We start from the raw sequence: 17032 nt of genomic DNA on the forward strand, positions 1-17032 counted from the left end.
TCGGTAGTCGTTTATTCCGTGCGCCCCTATTTTCCCGTATGCCCGGAGCGATCGACGTGCTACACGTCGACGACGACCCCTCGGTCCTCGACCTCGCGGAGGCGTACCTCGAGCGGGAGCTCGACGCGGTGGCGGTGACGAGCGTGACCGACCCGGAGACCGCGCTCGACCGCCTCGACGAGGCCGCCTTCGACTGCGTCGTCAGCGACTACGACATGCCCGCGATGGACGGGCTGGAGTTCTTCGAGGCGCTGCGCGAGCGCCACCAGAAGATACCCTTCGTGTTGTACACCGGCAAGGGGTCCGAGGAGATCGCGAGCCAGGCGCTCAACGCCGGTGTCACCGGCTACTTCCAGAAGGGCGGCCCGGAGCAGCTCCGCCGGCTCGCGAACCGCGTCGACCAGGCCGTCGAGGAGTACCGGACCAAGGAGATCGCCGAGCGGTACTCGACGGTCATCGAGGCGCTCGGCTACCCCGTCTACGTCGTCGACGAGACCGGAGAGTTCCGGTTCGTCAACGAGCCGTTCGCCGAGCTCACCGGCTACGACCGCGAGGAGATCATCGGCCGCACGCCCGGGTTCATCAAGGACGACGCGGCCGTGGCGGAGGCCGAAGACCGGCTCGGCACGATCCTCTCGCACGACGGCCCCGACGTCCAGCACTTCGCCGTGGACATCGTCCCGAAGGACGGCGAGCCGATCCCCTGTCGCGACCACATGGCGGCGCTGCCGTACGAGGGCGACTCCTTCGACGGCAGCGTCGGTATCCTCCGCGACGTCTCCGACGAGCGCGAGCGCCGCGAGGAGCTGGAGACGAAGACCCGCGCGCTCGACGAGGCGCCCGTCGGGATCACCATCACCGACCCCGCTCGGGAGGACAACCCGATGGTGTACGTCAACGACCGGTTCGTCGAGATGACGGGGTACGACCGCGAGGAGTCGATCGGCGTCAACTGCCGGTTCCTCCAGGGGCCGGACACCGAGGAGGAGTCGGTTCAGGAGCTCCGTGAGGCGATCGACGCCGAGGAGTCGACGAGCGTCGAGCTGTTGAACTACCGGAAGGACGGCACGGAGTTCTGGAACCGGGTGAGCATCGCCCCGATCTGCGACGCGGACGGCGCCGTCACGCACTGGGTCGGCTTCCAAGAGGACATCACGGCGTTCAAGGAGCGCGAGGCCGCCCTCGAACGACAGAACGACCGGCTGGACTCCTTCGCGAGCATCGTCTCGCACGACCTGCGCAATCCCCTCAACGTCGCGCAGGGGCGCGTCCAGCTCGCCCAGGACGCGGTTGCCGACGGCGGGGACGAGAACCTGTCCGCCGCGCTCGACGCGCTGGATCGGATGGAATCGATCGTCGAGCGCACGCTCACGCTGGCGCGGGAGGGGGAGACGGTCGGCGACCCCGAGCCCGTCGACCTCGCGGCGGTCGTCACCGACAGCTGGTCGACGGTCGACACCGCCGACGCGTCCCTCTCGATCGAGACCGAGCGCGAGGTGCTCGCCGACCCGGACCGGCTCCGGAACCTCTTCGAGAACCTGATGCGCAACGCGGTCGACCACGTCGGCCCGACCGTCTCGATCCGCGTCGGCGACCTCCCCGACGGCTTCTTCGTCGAGGACGACGGGCCGGGGATCGACCCCGCGGTCGCGGACTCGCTCTTCGAGCCCGGCGAGAGCGGCACCGCGGGCAACACCGGGTTCGGGCTCGCGATCGTCCAGGAGATCGCCACCGCGCACGGTTGGACGGTCGAGGCGACGACCGGCGAGGAGGGCGGCGCGCGGTTCGAGGTCCGCGGGATCGACAGGCGGACGCCGGCGCCGCGCTGAGCGGCCCCGTTCTGCCCCGGTTCGCCCGAAAGCGGATCGACTCCCCCCGTTCACAAGCGCCTTTATGCTTCGTTCCGAACTTCGGGTGAATGGGCTCGCTCTCCGGTATCGCCGAGACCGACCGCCGCGTGATCGTGTTGGCGCTCGCGCGGATGGTCGGCGCGGCCGGGAACTCCTTCCTCATCGTCGTCCTGCCGCTGTACATCACCAGCGACGTGGTCGACATCCAGAGGTTGCTCGGCACGGAGGTCGGGGTCGGCGCGGCCGCGGTCACGCTGACCGAGCCGCTGCTGATCGGGGTCGTCCTCTCGCTTTTCGGCTTCCTCAACAGCCTCTCGCAGCCGTTCACGGGGAGACTCTCTGACCGGGTCGGCAGGAGGCGCCCCTTCGTCCTCGCCGGCATCCTCCTCCTCGGGACCGCGAGCGGGCTGTACACGATCGCGACGAGCTACCCGGCGCTGGTCGCGCTCCGCGCGATCCAGGGGCTCGGCGCGGCGCTCATCATCCCCGCGACCGTCGCCCTCGTCAACGAGTACGCCGCGAGCGACACCGACCGCGGCGGGAACTTCGGGGTGTACAACACGTTCCGGCTCATCGGCTTCGGCTTCGGCCCGGTCCTCGCGGGCGCCGTCGTCGAGGCCGGTCCGTACGACCTCTCGCCGATCGGCCTTCCGGTCCTCGACGGCTTCGACGCCGCCTTCGTCGCGGCCTGCGCGGGGGCGTACCTCAGCTTCACCTTGGTGTTCCTGCTCGTCCGCGACGCCGACGTCGAGGCCGAGGCGGGCGACGACGTCTCGATCCGGGTCCGCGGCGAGGACCGCCTGCTCGACCCCGTGTTCACGCTGGGGCTCGCCACCGTCGCGATGGGCGCGTGTATCGCGCTGTTCGCGACGCTCCAGAACCAGGTGAACGTCCGGCTGGACCAGCCGCCGGTCTGGTTCGGCGCGCAGTTCGCGGCCGTGACGATCGCCAACGTGATCTTCCAGGTCCCGGTGGGGCGCGCCAGCGACCGGATCGGCCGCCGGCCGTTCCTGCTCGCCGGGTTCGTCCTTCTCGTCCCGACCACGCTCCTCCAAGGGATCGTGACGGAGCCCGCGCTGATGATGCTCGTCCGCCTCGGGCAGGGGGTCGCGGTCGCGTGCGTGTTCGCGCCGTCGCTCGCGCTCGCCGGGGACCTCGCGCGGGAGGGCGAGTCCGGGACCACCCTCTCCGTGCTCACGATGGGGTTCGGCTTCGGCGTCGCCCTTGGGCCGCTGGCGTCCGGCTGGCTCTACGGCTTCGGTTTCGTCGTCCCCTTCGCGGTCGGGGCCGCGGCCGCCGTGCTCGCGCTGATCGCCGTCTTCACGCAGGTGGAGGAGACGCTGGACGTCGACGACGAGCCGGCAGCGGCGCCGGGCGCGGACTGAGAGAGGGCGGCGGACCCGGACCGCCCTAACTCGCGCGCTTTTTCCCGGTCGCGGCCGAACCGCCTCGCGTGTCGAGCGACCGCCTCCGCTGCGTCGAGTGCCGCGAGCCGATCCCCGTCGACGCGCGGATCTGCCCGCACTGCCGCGCGATCCAGCCGTCGCCGCTGCTCGACGTCGTCGTCGTCGTCGCCGGGGTGTTCGCGCTGCTGTTCGGCGTCGTCCTCGCGGTGATGACCGTCGGGGCCAGCCGCCTCCTCGGCTTCCTCCTGCTCGTCGTCGGCTTCGGGCTGGCCGTCGGCGGCTACACGCGGTACCTCGACCGGCAGGCGGCGAGCCGGGCGCGGTAGGGGCGTTTCGCCTCCCCGGACCCCTTTCCCGTCGCTCTCGCTGCGACAATTTAAGTACCGTCGACCGCCACGGTACGGACATGCTCACCCCACTCACCGGCGGCCTGGTCCTCGCGGGGCTGGCGCTCGCGTTCGTCGGCGCGGCGGTCTCCGTCTACGCGGTGACGCTGACGGGGCTGCTCGTCGGCGCCGGCGCCGGCTACCTGTTCGCGCCGAACGTCGTCGGCCTGGTCGCGGTCGACGGTGCGGTCCTGACCGCCGGCGCGGTCGGGGTCGGCGGCCTCCTCGGCGGCTTCCTCGCGTACGCCGGGCTCTCCTTCGCGGTGTTGGGGATCGGCGCGGTCGTCGGCGGCTTCGCCGGGCGGTTCGCGGTCGGCCCCTTCTACGCGGCGGACGCGGCGGGGATCGAGGGGACGGCGCTGCTGGTCGGCGCGACGCTCGCGGGCGTCGCGGTCGGCGCGCTGTTCGGGTTCGTCCTCACCCGGACGACGCTCGTGGTCTCGACCGCGCTCATCGGCGCGGCGTTCGCCTCCCGGTCGCTCACACCGGCGAGCTTCGAGGCGGCCGCCGCGGAGACGACCGTCGAGCCGCTCCTCTTCGACCTCTCCGCGCCCGCGTTCCTCGCGGTGTTCGTCCTCGGGGCGCTCTCGCAGCTGGGGCTGTTCAAGTTCGGCTACGTGACGAAGCTGGTCGGGTTCCTGCCCGGCGCGCGGCGGTGGACGGCGGACGACGACCGCGACGCGGACGCGAAGGGCGCCTAATCACCTCCCGGTGCCGACCTCCGGCTACTCGTACTCGTAGAAGCCGCGGCCGGTCTTCTTCCCGAGGTCGCCCGCCTCGAACTTGCGCTTGAGGAGGTAGGCGGGCTTGTAGCGGTCGCCGAGCTCCTCGTGGAGCGTCTCGCTGGCGTCGAGCGCCACGTCGAGCCCGATGTGGTCGGCGAGTTCGAGCGGGCCCATCGGGACGTTCGTGCCGAGCTTCATCCCGCGGTCGATGTCGGCCTTCTCGGCGACGCCCTCGTCGTACGCGCGGATCCCCTCGTTTATCCACGGCATCAGGATGCGGTTGGTGACGAAGCCGGGCTTGTCGTCGGCCTCCCAGGTCTCCTTGCCCAGGTCCTCGGCGAAGGCGTGCGCGAAGTCGACGACCGCGGGGTCGGTGCGCTCGCCGACCACGACCTCGACGCCGTCCATGATCGGGACGGGGTTCATGAAGTGGAGGCCGACCACGTCGGTCGCGCGGTCGGTTGCGCTCGCGACGCTCGTGATAGACAGCGTGGAGGTGTTCGTCGCGAGGACGACGTCGTCGTCGGTGACGCGGTCCAAGTCGGCGAACACGTCGCGTTTCACGTCGAGGTCCTCGATCACGGCCTCGACGACGAGGTCGGCGGCCGCCAGGTCGTCAAGGTCGGTCGTGCCCGTAATTCGGTCGCGGATCGCGTCCGGTTCCTCGTCGAGCGCGTCCTTCCCGGCCAGCCGGTCGAGGCTGTCCTCGACGCTGTTGAGGCCGCGCTCGACGTACTCGCTCTCGACGTCCCGCATCACCACGTCGTAGCCCGCGGTCGCCGCGACCTGCGCGATGCCGTTGCCCATCGTCCCGGCGCCGACGACGCCGACGACGTCCACCTCGGAGAGTTCTCGCATGCGGACCGCTGCCGCGCCGCGGGTGGTAAGTATTGCGGAAGCCCGAGGGCGACGCCGTTTCTCGCAAAGAAATTAACAATTTGAGTAGTAATGGATCGGTTCGCTCGATCGCTCGGCATTCGCCCGGAGACGCCACGTAAAGGGTCGCTCCGATTCTTTACGTTCGGTGAAACCACCATAGCCCTTTTTACGTATGTAACGGAACTACGAACTGATGATTCCTCACGCCGCCGACGACATCGAGCGCGACGGTAAATCCCTGATCCTCGCGTACGACCACGGGCTCGAACACGGGCCGGTCGACTTCGAACCGAACCCGGACACGGCGGATCCGGAACGGATCTTCGAGCTCGCCACCCACGAGGCGGTCACCTCGCTGGCCGTCCAGAAGGGGCTCGCGGAGGCGTACTACCCCGACTACGAGGACGAGGTGAACCTCCTGTTGAAGCTCAACGGGACCTCGAACCTCTGGCGGGGAGAGCCCGACAGCGCGGTCAACTGCACGGCGGAGTACGCGGCCGAACTGGGCGCCGACGCGGTCGGGTTCACCGTCTACGGCGGGTCGAACCACGAGGTCGAGATGGCCGAGGAGTTCCGCGAGGCGCAGGAGGGCGCCCGCGAACACGACATGGGCGTCGTCATGTGGTCGTACCCCCGCGGCCAGGGGCTCCGCAACGACGGCAGCCCGGACGTGATCTCCTACGGCGCGCGGCTCGGCCTGGAGCTCGGCGCCGACGTGGTGAAGGTGAAGTACCCCGGCTCCGCCGAGGCGATGGGCCACGCCGTCGAGATGGCCGGCCCCGCGGACGTCGTCATGTCCGGCGGGACGATGCGCGACGACAAGGCGTTCCTCCGGAACGTCTCGAACGCCATCGACGCGGGGGCGACCGGAATCGCCGTCGGCCGGAACGTCTTCCAGCGCGACCAGCCCGAGCGCATCCTCGACGCGCTGGAGGCCGTGATCTTCCAGGAGGTCGACCCGGCCGAGGCGCTGGCCATCGCCGAGAGCGACGACTGATGACCGACTCCGACCCCCGCGCCGACGGCGGGCCCGCCGACTCGACCGTCGCGGCCGTCTTCGACGCGGTCGCGGCGACCGCCCCCGAGATCCGCGACGCGCTCCCCGGCCGCCGCGTCGAGAGCGGGACGGAGAACGCCTCCGGCGAGTCGGTGCTGGCGGGCGACCTCTACGCCGACGAGCTGCTCGGCGAGGCGATCACCGCGGTCGACGGCGTCGGCTCGTTCGTCAGCGAGGAGCGCGAGGAAGCGGTCGACGCCGGCGGCGCCGTGGGGAGCGGGCCGGACGACGCGTACGCGGTGGCGATCGACCCCCTCGACGGCTCCTCGAACCTCCGGTCGAACAACGCGATGGGGACCGTCGTCGGGATCTACGACGCCCCGCTGCCCGCGAGCGGCCGCGACCTCGTCGCCGCCGGCTACGTCCTCTACGGGCCGATCACGACGATGGTCGTCGCCGACGAGGCGGGCGTCCGCGAGGAGGTCGTCGAGCGCGACGGCGGCGGTGCGGACGGTTCGGCGGTCTCGCGCTCGGTCGTCGAGGCCGACCTGACGCTCCCGAAGGACCCGACCGTCTACGGGTTCGGGGGGCGCGTCCCCGACTGGCCCGCCGACTTCCGGGCGTACGCCCGCTCGATCGAGGACGACCTGAAGCTCCGCTACGGCGGCGCGATGGTCGGCGACGTGAACCAGGTGCTCACCTACGGCGGCGTGTTCGCGTACCCCGCGCTCCGGAGCGCGCCCGAGGGGAAGCTCCGCCTCCAGTTCGAGGCGAACCCCATCGCGTACATCGTCGAGCGCGCGGGCGGCGCCTCCTCGGACGGCACCGGCTCGATCCTCGACGTCGAGCCCGAGGCGGTCCACCAGCGCACGCCGCTGTACGTCGGCAACGAGGCGCTGATCGAGCGGCTGGAAGCGGCTGTCGACGCGGACTGAGCCGGACCGCACCGTCGCCCCGGGGCTCGGTCCGTCGTCCGACGCCCGCCGCCGATCTCGCATGGAAAACTGTTTAGGACTCTCCGCAAATCTTGCGTCCATGAAAGTCCACGTCGGCGCGGCGGCGACCCCCGAGGAGGCCGAGGCGATCGCGAAGTCGCTCGCGGAACACCTCGGCGTCGACGTCGACGTCCACATCGAGGGTGAGGAGACGCCGCTCGCGAGCGCCGAGCCGTCCGAACCGAGCTACCCGCTCGACGACGACCTCGGGCCCACGGAGCGTGAGCGCGACCTCCGCGCCGAGATCGCCGACATCCGCGAGGGCGGCCCGGAGAAGTACCGCGACCGGCTCTCCGAGCAGGGGAAGCTGTTCGTCCGCGACCGCCTCGACCTCTGGTTCGGCGGCGAGGACGGGACGCGGGGCGCCGGCGACGCGAGCGCGGCCGACGGCGACCCCGCGGGCGTGAAGTTCGAGGACGGGAAGTTCGCCGCCTTCGACGACTGGCACCCGGACGCGCCCGCCGGCGAGGACGGGGAGCGGAACGAGGCGGGCGGCGACCGCCTCCCGGGCGACGGCCTGCTGACGGGCGCCGCCGAGTTCGAGGGGCGCGACGTCCACTTCATGGCCAACGACTTCACCGTGAAGGCGGGGTCGATGGCGTCGAAAGGCGTCGAGAAGTTCCTCCGGATGCAACAGCGCGCGCTGAAGACGGGCAACCCCGTCCTCTACCTGATGGACTCCTCCGGCGGGCGGATCGACCAGCAGACGGGCTTCTTCGCCAACCGCGAGGGGATCGGGAAGTACTACTACAACCACTCGATGCTCTCCGGCGCCGTCCCCCAGATCTGCGTCCTCTACGGCCCCTGTATCGCCGGCGCCGCCTACACGCCCGTCTTCGCGGACTTCACCGTGATGGTCGAGGACATGTCCGCGATGGCGATCGCCTCGCCGCGGATGGTCGAGATGGTCACCGGCGAGGAGATCGACCTGGAGGACCTCGGCGGCCCCCGCGTCCACGCCGAGGAGTCCGGCTCCGCCGACCTGATCGCGCGCGACGAGGAGCACGCCCGCGAACTGGTCTCGAAGCTGATCGGCTACCTCCCCGATCAGGCCGGCGAGAAGCCCCCGAAACGCGAGACGAAGCCGCCGAAGTTCTCGCCCGACGGGATCGACGAGCTGATCCCGGAGGCGCCGAACCGCCCCTACGACGCCCACGACCTGATCGACCGGATCGCCGACGCCGAGTCCGTCTTCGAGCTGAAGGAGGGGTACGGCCCGGAGATCGTCACGGCGTTCTGCCGGATCGACGGCCGGCCGGTCGGCGTCGTCGCCAACCAGCCAACTGAGCGCTCCGGCGCCATCTTCCCGGACGCGGCGGAGAAGGCCGCGGAGTTCATCTGGACCTGCGACGCCTACGAGATCCCCCTGTTGTACCTCTGTGACACGCCCGGCTTCATGGCCGGCTCGCAGGTGGAGAAGGACGCCATCCTCGAGAAGGGGAAGAAGATGATCTACGCCACCTCCTCGGCGACGGTCCCGAAGCAGACCGTCGTGGTCCGGAAGGCGTACGGCGCGGGGATCTACGCGATGGGCGGCCCCGCCTACGACCCCGAGAGCGTCATCGGGCTCCCCTCCGGCGAGATCGGGATCATGGGCCCGGAGGCCGCCATCAACGCGGTCTACGCCCGCAAGCTCGCCGAGATCGACGACCCGGAGGAGCGCGCGGCCGAGGAGGAGCGCCTGCGCGAGGAGTACCGCGAGGGGATCGACGTCCACCGGATGGCCAGCGAGGTCGTCATCGACGAGATCGTCCCGCCCTCCGACCTCCGCGCGGAACTGGCCGCGCGGTTCGACTTCTACGAGGACGTTCAGAAGGATCTGCCCGACAAGAAACACGGAACGGTCCTGTAACCGGCGGAACGGGTCGGCCCGGCCTACAGCGCCGCGACCAGCTCGCCGCCGTACGCCCCGACGGCGCCGTCGAGCCCGAGCCCGACGGCCAGCCCGACCGCGAGCAGCGCGCCGGCGTAGGCGGCGGACCCGACCAGCGACGCGGCGGCGAACCGCGGCGCGGAGACGGTCGAGGCGTTCGCGGTCGGCACGGCGAGCCAGCCGCGCGTCCCCGGGACCGCGTTCGAGGCCGCCACCGCGGGGAGGCCCCACCGGTCGAACCAGCGGCCCGCGCCGTCCAGTCGGGCCTCGTCGACCGGGACGAGGGGGAGCGACGTCGGGTCCGCGTCGAACCGGCGGACGCCGACGAAGAGGAGGGACTGGCCGACCGTCGCGCCGGTCACCGCCGCGGCGAACACCGGGAGCACCGCGACCGCCTCGACGCCCGCGGCGACCACGGCCGCGACGAACAGCGTCCGCGCCGGCAACACCTTCCCCACGAGGGCGCCTTCGAGGGCGAAGACGGCGAAGACCGCGACGGCCCCGTAGGTACCGACGAGGGCGAGCGCCGTCTCCGCGTGGGGGCCGATCACGACACACCTCCGCGCCCCACGCGCATAAGTCCCGTCGAGAGGGACGGTAGCACCCGGCAACGCCCCGATTATCGCGCGGCGCGGGTCCGCTCCGCTCGTTCCCGCACGGCTGGGGCGTGGCTATTTACCGCCCACGCGCGCACCGATCCCCGTGATACCCGTATGATCGACGTCGGCGACACGGCTCCGGACTTCGCCGCGCCCGCGGTCACTGGCGAGCGCGCCGACGAGCTGGCGCTGTTCCGGCTCGTTGAGGCCCACGACGCGGTCGCGCTCCTGTTCGCGCCCGCGACGTTCGTGCCGACGTGTACGGCCGAGCTCGCCGCGGTCCGCGACGCCGGCTGGGCCGACCGCGACGACCTCGCCGTCGCCGCGCTCACGGGCGACTCGCTGTACGCCGGGTTCGCGTACGCCGACCGGTTCGACCTCCCGTTCCCGGTCGTCAGCGACTTCCACGGCGGCGTCGCCGAGTCGTACGGCCTGCTCGCGGACTCGTGGGAGGGTCACTCGGACATTCCGCGCCGCGCGGCGCTCGTGGTCGACGGCGACTGGACGGTCCGGTTCGCCGAGGCGACCCCCGACCCGCTCGACCGCGCCGACCCCGCGCCGGTCGAGCGCGCGACGGAGGCGCTCCGAGAGATCGGCGCCGAGGCCGACCGGCCGCGGGTGGCGTACGACGGCCGCTGGGAGACCGACGACTGAGGGGCTTTCCAGGCCGAAGCGCGGTCTCCGAACGCCGGCGTTCGCGGCCGCATGGTTTTATTATCAACGTCGAAATAGGACGGAGTCGTGACGCTCCGAGTGAACGGGAGCTGCCGGTTCCGCTTTCCCGTCCCCGACTACGAGGCGGCGTTCCCGTGGCTGGACTCTCCTCCGAAGTGGCGTCTCGGGAGCTCCGAGGCGGGCTCCGGCGTCGAGGACGGCGTCTGGCACTGTCCGCACGAGGCGTACGGCGACCGCGACCGGTGCCTCTTCCACCTCGACCCCGAGGAGCGGCCGCCGACCGACCTCGCGAACGTCTCGGTCCGACTCGTCGAGGCCGTCGAGGCGGCCAACGCGGAGAGCGACCCCGTCGTCAGCCGGCGGCGGTGCCAGTTCGTCGGTGCGAAGTTTCCGAGGCTCGACCTCGAACAGCGCCAGATCGGCGGGGGGAGCCGGGAGACGATCGACTTCAGGCACGCCGAGTTCGGCGCCGTCGTCTGTCGGAAGACCGAGTTCGAGCAGCCGGTCGACTTCTCCGGCGCGACGTTCGATCCCGGCGCCGCGCCGCCGGCCACCCCCGGGAGCGACGTCCTCGATCCGGCCCTGGAACGCGTCGACTTCGGCATCGACTTCAGCCGCGCGACGTTTTCGGACTTCCTCGACCTCAAGAGCGCGCTGTTCCGCCGACCGGCACTGTTCCGCGAGGCGCAGTTCGACAGGTCCGTCAGCGCCGGGCACGCCCGGTTCCTCGGTCACGCCTCCTTCCTCGCGGCCGACTTCGACGACCTCGCGATGTTCAACGACGCCCTGTTCCGCCGCGACGCCCGCTTCCAAGCCGCTCGGTTCTTCGATCTCGCGGACTTCAAGCGCGCGTACTTCGGCGGCCGAGTCAGCTTCGACCGGGTGCTCTGCGAAGGCGACCTCGAGGTCGACGAGGCCGACTTCGTCGAGCCGCCCCCGAACGGCCCGGTCCGGTCGACCCCGGCGTTCAGGGGGTCGGTGAGCGCGGACATGGCGACGGTGACCGGCCGCCTCTCGTTCGACCGCACCGTCGTCGGCGGCGACGTTCGGATACGGGACGCGGAGCTGTCGAGGCTCCAGTTCAAGTCGCCGGACACGGGCGGGGCGACCGGCTACGTCGACCTGGCTCGCTCGACCGTGACCCGGGGGACGCTCGGCCAGCCCGACGGCGGCGGAAAGGCGGTGTACGACCTGTTTCGAACGACGCTGGGCGACGTCAAGTTCACCGGAGACCCCGACGAGCTCCTCTTCACGCGGCTCCGGCTCCTCCGGACGCGCTACGACGGGTTCGACTTCACCGACGACGACGCCATCGACCTCTCCCGCGTCGACAACTGGATCCACCGGTTCGATGTCGACCCGATGGCGATCCCCTGCTACTGCGGGGACGGGCCCGAACGCGCGGGCCGCTACATCGTCGACGACGCGGTGTGCCCGCGCCACGACCGGGAGGCCGACCACTCCGCGCTCCAGGCGACGTACGCCTACGCCAAAAACGGCGCTGACGCGGCCGGTGACAACGTCACCGCGGGGGCGTTGTTCTACCGCGAGATGCGGTTCCACCGGGCGGAGTACCTTGACAACGCGCTGTACGGTGACTCCGAGGTCGGGGTCCTCGGACGACTCAGAGACGGCTCCCGGTGGGCCCGGTCGTGGCTGCTCGCGGCCTCGACGGGCTACGGTGAACTGCCGTACCGGGTGGTGGTCACGTCGCTGGCCCTCATCTGCGGCTTCGGGTACCTCTACTGGAACCGGTCCGGCCTCGCCGGGGAACTGGGCCCGCTCGAAGCGCTGACCTTCTCGTTCCAGTCGTTCATCTCGTTCGTCCTCGGACCGCCGGGAACGACGACCCTGACACAGGAGATCACCTCGGCCGTGGAGGGGTTCATCGGGGCGTTCCTGATCGCGCTGTTCGTGTTCACGTTCACGCGCCGGATCCACCGGTGAAACCGCCGATTCGGGCGTGACCACCACAAAAAAGAGCCTGGCTTTCGTACGCGCTTCCAATGGTGACCCACCTCGTCTCTGCCGTCGACTCCTACTCTCTCTCCGACGCCGCGGTCGAACTCCAGTGCCGGCTCGAGACGCCCGGCGCTGCGACGACCGACGACGACCGAACCGTCCCGGTTCGGATCCGGTTTTACGCGCCGGACGTGTTCCGGTTCGAGATGCTGTCGACACCGGAGAACCCGACCGCCGGCTCCCCGATCTCGTACGATATCGACGCCGTCCGGCGCCCGGTCTCACTTTCGGCGACCGAGAGCGACGGGACGCTCCGCGTCGAAACGACGGCGCTGTCGCTGCGCATCGGTCTGGAGGAGTGGGCCTTCGAGGTCCGCGCGGACGGCGATCGGCTCCTCCGCGAGCGCCGCGACGACCGCACCGCCAAGGGCGAACGGCGGACGCAGCCGCTGCGGTTCGTCGAGGAGGAGGTCAACCGCTGGCCGCTCAGGGTGACCGAGACGGGAACGGCGTTCGGGCTGGGCCCGGATGAGCGCGTCTTCGGTCTGGGCGAGAAGTTCACTGACCTCGACAAGCGCGGACGGGTGATCGAGTCGTGGGTGACCCAGCCCAACGGCACCGAGACCGAGTTCGCACACAAGAACGTCCCGCTGTACCTCTCGACGCGCGGATACGGGCTGTTGGCCGACACCGCCCGCAAGACGACCTTCGACTTCGGGGCGTCCTCGTCCGGGACCATCGATCTCCGCGTGGAAGGCGACGCCCTGCGGTTCTTCTTTTTCACGGGCGACCGGCTGAAAGAGCTGCTCCGGCGGTACACCGCGCTCACCGGACGGCCGCACCGCCCCGAGCGGTGGACGTTCGGCGTGTGGATGTCGCGGCTCAGCTACCAGTCCCGAGACGAACTGGAGTCGGTGGCCGAGACCCTTCGGGAGCGGGAGATCCCCTGCGACGTGCTCCACGTGGACCCGTACTGGATGGACATCGAGACCATCTGTGACCTCGCGTGGGACGAGGACGCCTTCCCGGACCCCGAGGCGATGATCGAGTCGCTCGCGGACCGCGGGTTCAAGCTCTCCCTCTGGGAGTACCCCTACGTCCGGGTCGACTCCCCGCTGTTCGAGGAGTTCGCCGACCGCGGGTACCTCGTCGAGGACGGGACCGGAAGCCCGTACGTTCTCTCGAGGCTCAGCGTCGACGACCGGGGCGGAATCGTCGACTTCACCGACCCCGACGCCCGGGAGTGGTGGGCGGAGCGGCACCGGGAACTGGCCGAGTCGGGCGTCGACGTCTTCAAGCTCGACTTCGGGGAGTACCTCCCGCGAGACGCCGTGTTGAGCAACGGCAAAACCGGCGCGGCGATGCGGAACCGCTACCCGCGGCTGTACTACGAAACGGTTCAGGACGCGCTCCGCGCGGCCGGGCGAGAACGGCCGACGCTGTGGGTCCGCTCCGGCTGGATCGGCGACCAGGTGTTCCCGATCCACTGGGGCGGCGACCCCGACACGACCTTCGAGGCGATGGCGGCGAACCTCCGAGGCGGACTCAGCCTCGGGCTCTCGGGATACCCCTTCTGGGCCACCGACATCGGGGGGTTCCGCGGCGAACCGACGCCGGAGCTGTACGTCCGCTGGGCCCAGTGGGGGCTGCTGGGAACCAGCCACGCTCGGTTCCACGGGACGACGCCCCGGGAACCGTGGCACTTCGGCGAGGACGCGGAGGCGATCGTCCGCGACTACGCGAAGGAGCGCTACCGGCTCCTCCCGTACTTATACACGTACGCCGAACGGGCCGCCAGGACGGGGCTTCCGGTGATGCGGCCGCTGGTGCTCGAGTTCGAGGACGACCCGGCGGCGAGGGCCATCGACACGCAGTACCTCCTCGGGGAGGAGCTTCTGATCGCGCCGATACTGCGCCCGGGCGGCCGACGCGAGGTGTACCTCCCCGAGGGGGAGTGGGTCGACTACTGGTCGGGCGCGCGGTACGACGGCGGCCGGTCGCTCGACGTCGACGTCCCCCTCGACACGATGCCGGCGTACGTCCGCGCGGGGAGCATCGTTCCGTACCGGACGTGGACGCAGCACCTCGACGGCGACCGCGGACCGATCCACCTCCGTGTCGAGTTCGGTTCCAGCGGCGAGACGGCCGCCCCCCGTGAGGCGACGTTCGAGCACTTCGACGCCGGCGCCGACGAACTCGTCTCCGTCACGGCGGTCCACGCGACCGCGTCGGACTCGGTGACGCTCGACGTTCCGCCGGACGTCGCGTCCGCCCGCCTGCGGCGCTTCGACGACCCGCCGGCGGCGCTCGCGGTGAACGACGACTCCTACGAGCGGGTCGCCGACGACCCCGGTCCCGGGGAGTGGACGCACGACGCCGCCGACGGCGCCGTCCAGGTCACCGTCGCGGCGACGGACGGCGAGAACCCCCTGACGTGACGCCCGCGGCCGCGGAGCGTTCCCGCGCCCCCGTCGCCGTGGTTATTTGACCCCGCCGTTCGGAGGTCCCGACATGGACGCCGCCTTCGCGGAGTACCTCGACGAGTTCACGCGCCGGGACTGGGAGACGCTCGCCCCCGACGCCGTCACCGACCCCGTCCGGGTCGCGGTCGTCGGCCTCGGCTGGTTCGCCCGGGAGTGGGCGCTGCCCGGCATCGCTCGGTCGGCGTACACCGAGGCGACCGTCGTCACCGACGTCGACGCCGCCGCGGTCGAGTCGGTCGCGGCCGAGCGCGACCTGACCGGCGTGACGCCCGACGAGTTCCGGTCGGGCGCCGTCGCCGACGAGTACGACGCGGTCTACGTCGCCACGCCCAACGCGACCCACCTGGAGTACGTCGAGGCCGCCGCCGGACAGGGGAAGGCCGTCCTCTGCGAGAAGCCGCTGGAGGTCACGCCGGAGCGCGCCCGCCGGCTCGTGAGCGCGTGCCGCGACGCCGACGTGCCGCTGATGGTCGGCTATCGGATGCAGACCGACCCCGCCGTCCGGCGGCTCCGCGACCTCCTCGACGCGGGCGTCGCCGGCGAGGTGACCCACGTCCACGCGACGATGTCGCAGACGATGCTCGGCGAGCTCGGGAGCGACACGGACCAGTGGCGGCTCGACCCGGAGCTGTCCGGCGGCTGCGCGGTCATGGATCTGGGCGTCTATCCGCTCAACACGACGCGGTTCGCGCTCGGCGCGGACCCGGTCCGCGTCTCCGGGCGGACGCGCTCGGAGCACGAGGCGTTCGCCGACGTCGACGAGCACGCGTCGTTCCGGCTGGAGTTCCCCGGCGACGTCGACGCGCTGTGTACGGTGAGCCAGAACGCCCAGCACGCGAGCCGACTGGAGGTCACCGGCACGGACGCCCGGCTGATTCTCGATCCCGCGTTCTACGAGCGCGAGGACCGCGGGTTCGCCGTCGTCCGCGACGGCACGCGCGTCGACGTCGACTTCGAGCAGGTCCACCAGATCGAAGAGGAGTTCGCCTACTTCGGCCACCAGCTCCTCGCTGGCGAGCCATTCCACGCCGACGGCGAGCACGCGCTCACGGACATGGACGCGCTCGCCGGCGTCTACGAGTCCGCCGAGACCGGGGAGCCGGTCGACCTCGGCGACGCGAAGTAACTCCGGGTTCGCTACTGCTCGATCCCGTACACGTCGCTCGTCCAGTCGCGCGCCGGGGTGTCGTACACCGGCGCGTCGCGGTCGCGCTCGTCGAGCCGTCGCCGATCGGCCTCGTCGAGCTCCCAGTCGAGGTCGGCGTTGGCCCGGACGTGCTCCGGGGTCGACGAGCGCGGGAGCGGGACGACGCCGCTGTCTATCGCCCACCGGACGACGACCTGCGCCGGATGCTTGTCGTACTTCTCTGCCAGATCCGCGACGACCTCGTCGCCGAACACGTCGGTCCGCGCGAGCGGCGCCGCCGCCTCGACCACCGTATCCGTCTCGCGGCAGTAGTCGACGAGGTCGGGCCGCTGGAACCAGGGGTGGAACTCGATCTGGTTGACCGCGATGGGGACGTCGGAAATGTGATGCGCGCAGCTCAGCTGGTACGCGCTGAAGTTCGAGACGCCGACGTCGCGGACGAGCCCGCGCTCGCGAAGCTCCGCCATCGCCCGGAGCGTCTCCCGCAGCGAGATGGCGGGGTTCGGCCAGTGGATGAGGTATAAGTCGAGGTAGTCGGTGCCGAGCCGGTCGAGCGACGCCTCGCAGGACTCGATCACCGACTCGTAGTTGAGGTTCTTCGCGAGCACCTTCGAGGTGAGGAACACGTCGTCGCGGTCGACGCCGCTCGCCGCGAGGGCGTCGCCGACGGCCGCCTCGTTCATGTACCCCTCCGCGGTGTCGATGTGCGCGTAGCCGGCGTCGAGCGCCGCGCGCACGCTGTCGGCAGTCTCGCCGTCGCTGAGGTCGTACGTGCCGAGTCCGAGCGCCGGCAGCTCCGCGCCGCTCGGCAGCGTCTTCGTTGGTACGGTCACGCGAACGCCTTCGACGGATCGCCGATTGAAACTACCGGTCGGGGAACCCGCCTCGGTCGCGGTTCTCGGGGGCCGCGTAGAGGTATTTAAACTGTAGGCGCAGTTCCTCGACCGCTTATAAACGGTCGGCGGTGGCGCGTGCCTGCGAGCGGCCGGAGGCCGCGAGTCGCACGCGCGAGGGACGCCGCGAGCGACCGGAGGGAGCGAGCGGCGAGGCTGGGG

Annotated in this window: 14 protein-coding genes; 11 read left to right on the forward strand and 3 right to left on the reverse strand. The window is 70.9% G+C overall.

Annotated elements, in window-relative coordinates:
- Positions 1-38: 38 nt before the first annotated feature.
- The 4 genes from C470_RS10215 (at position 39) to C470_RS10230 (ending at position 4343) form a co-directional block, all read left to right on the forward strand.
- Positions 39-1829: a PAS domain S-box protein gene (locus C470_RS10215; protein WP_008367060.1), complete on the forward strand. Its 1791-nt coding sequence runs from the start codon at positions 39-41 to the stop codon at positions 1827-1829.
- Between the two features lie 89 nt (positions 1830-1918).
- A complete protein-coding gene (locus C470_RS10220; protein ID WP_008367062.1) occupies positions 1919-3235 on the forward strand; it encodes an MFS transporter in 1317 nt (438 codons plus the stop codon).
- 68 nt (positions 3236-3303) lie between these two features.
- Positions 3304-3582: a hypothetical protein gene (locus tag C470_RS10225; protein ID WP_008367065.1), complete on the forward strand. Its 279-nt coding sequence runs from the start codon at positions 3304-3306 to the stop codon at positions 3580-3582.
- 80 nt (positions 3583-3662) lie between these two features.
- The gene (locus C470_RS10230) at positions 3663-4343 is read left to right on the forward strand and encodes a hypothetical protein (protein WP_008367066.1); all 681 of its coding nucleotides are present in this window, start codon (positions 3663-3665) and stop codon (positions 4341-4343) included.
- Positions 4344-4367: 24 nt separating this feature from the next.
- Here C470_RS10230 and C470_RS10235 read toward each other — a convergent pair whose 3' ends face one another.
- Positions 4368-5225, reverse strand: a complete 858-nt coding sequence (locus tag C470_RS10235; RefSeq protein WP_008367068.1) for a 3-hydroxyacyl-CoA dehydrogenase family protein — start codon at positions 5223-5225, stop codon at positions 4368-4370.
- A gap of 214 nt (positions 5226-5439) precedes the next feature.
- On the opposite strand from C470_RS10235, the gene C470_RS10240 reads away from it, so the two are divergent.
- The 3 genes from C470_RS10240 (at position 5440) to C470_RS10250 (ending at position 9090) form a co-directional block, all read left to right on the forward strand.
- Positions 5440-6243, forward strand: coding sequence for a class I fructose-bisphosphate aldolase (locus tag C470_RS10240; protein ID WP_008367069.1), 804 nt, complete (start codon positions 5440-5442; stop codon positions 6241-6243).
- Entirely contained in the window at positions 6243-7178 is a 936-nt protein-coding gene (locus C470_RS10245) for a class 1 fructose-bisphosphatase (protein ID WP_008367071.1), read from the forward strand. Before C470_RS10240 ends, C470_RS10245 begins: the two co-directional genes overlap by 1 nt.
- A 100-nt stretch (positions 7179-7278) precedes the next feature.
- Positions 7279-9090: an acyl-CoA carboxylase subunit beta gene (locus tag C470_RS10250; protein ID WP_004597487.1), complete on the forward strand. Its 1812-nt coding sequence runs from the start codon at positions 7279-7281 to the stop codon at positions 9088-9090.
- A 23-nt stretch (positions 9091-9113) separates the two neighbouring features.
- Here the strand turns inward: C470_RS10250 and C470_RS10255 are convergent, their stop codons facing one another.
- Positions 9114-9662, reverse strand: a complete 549-nt coding sequence (locus tag C470_RS10255; RefSeq protein WP_004597485.1) for a DedA family protein — start codon at positions 9660-9662, stop codon at positions 9114-9116.
- 162 nt (positions 9663-9824) lie between these two features.
- Between C470_RS10255 and C470_RS10260 the strand changes: the two genes are divergently transcribed.
- The 4 genes from C470_RS10260 (at position 9825) to gfo6 (ending at position 15956) form a co-directional block, all read left to right on the forward strand.
- Positions 9825-10364 carry a redoxin domain-containing protein gene (locus C470_RS10260; RefSeq protein ID WP_008367074.1) on the forward strand — a complete coding sequence of 180 codons (540 nt, stop codon included), beginning with the start codon at positions 9825-9827 and terminating at the stop codon, positions 10362-10364.
- Between the two features lie 87 nt (positions 10365-10451).
- The gene (locus C470_RS10265; RefSeq protein ID WP_008367076.1) at positions 10452-12332 is read left to right on the forward strand and encodes a pentapeptide repeat-containing protein; all 1881 of its coding nucleotides are present in this window, start codon (positions 10452-10454) and stop codon (positions 12330-12332) included.
- A gap of 59 nt (positions 12333-12391) precedes the next feature.
- Positions 12392-14785, forward strand: coding sequence for a TIM-barrel domain-containing protein (locus tag C470_RS10270; RefSeq protein WP_008367079.1), 2394 nt, complete (start codon positions 12392-12394; stop codon positions 14783-14785).
- A gap of 73 nt (positions 14786-14858) precedes the next feature.
- Positions 14859-15956: a D-xylose 1-dehydrogenase Gfo6 gene (gene gfo6, locus C470_RS10275; RefSeq protein WP_008367081.1), complete on the forward strand. Its 1098-nt coding sequence runs from the start codon at positions 14859-14861 to the stop codon at positions 15954-15956.
- An 11-nt stretch (positions 15957-15967) separates the two neighbouring features.
- Here gfo6 and C470_RS10280 read toward each other — a convergent pair whose 3' ends face one another.
- Positions 15968-16810, reverse strand: coding sequence for an aldo/keto reductase (locus C470_RS10280; RefSeq protein ID WP_004597476.1), 843 nt, complete (start codon positions 16808-16810; stop codon positions 15968-15970).
- Positions 16811-17032 lie beyond the last annotated feature (222 nt).

It is taken from the genome of Halorubrum distributum JCM 13561 (assembly GCF_000337395.1).
GTDB lineage: Archaea > Halobacteriota > Halobacteria > Halobacteriales > Haloferacaceae > Halorubrum > Halorubrum distributum.

What these genes read in the sequence shown, in the direction of transcription:
- C470_RS10215 (WP_008367060.1), top strand. Translation starts at nt 39, where the DNA reads ATGCCCGGAGCGATCGACGTGCTACACGTCGACGACGACCCCTCGGTC.
- C470_RS10220 (WP_008367062.1), top strand. Translation starts at nt 1,919, where the DNA reads ATGGGCTCGCTCTCCGGTATCGCCGAGACCGACCGCCGCGTGATCGTG.
- C470_RS10230 (WP_008367066.1), top strand. Translation starts at nt 3,663, where the DNA reads ATGCTCACCCCACTCACCGGCGGCCTGGTCCTCGCGGGGCTGGCGCTC.
- C470_RS10235 (WP_008367068.1), bottom strand. Translation starts at nt 5,225, where the DNA reads ATGCGAGAACTCTCCGAGGTGGACGTCGTCGGCGTCGTCGGCGCCGGG.
- C470_RS10240 (WP_008367069.1), top strand. Translation starts at nt 5,440, where the DNA reads ATGATTCCTCACGCCGCCGACGACATCGAGCGCGACGGTAAATCCCTG.
- C470_RS10245 (WP_008367071.1), top strand. Translation starts at nt 6,243, where the DNA reads ATGACCGACTCCGACCCCCGCGCCGACGGCGGGCCCGCCGACTCGACC.
- C470_RS10250 (WP_004597487.1), top strand. Translation starts at nt 7,279, where the DNA reads ATGAAAGTCCACGTCGGCGCGGCGGCGACCCCCGAGGAGGCCGAGGCG.
- C470_RS10260 (WP_008367074.1), top strand. Translation starts at nt 9,825, where the DNA reads ATGATCGACGTCGGCGACACGGCTCCGGACTTCGCCGCGCCCGCGGTC.
- C470_RS10270 (WP_008367079.1), top strand. Translation starts at nt 12,392, where the DNA reads ATGGTGACCCACCTCGTCTCTGCCGTCGACTCCTACTCTCTCTCCGAC.
- gfo6 (WP_008367081.1), top strand. Translation starts at nt 14,859, where the DNA reads ATGGACGCCGCCTTCGCGGAGTACCTCGACGAGTTCACGCGCCGGGAC.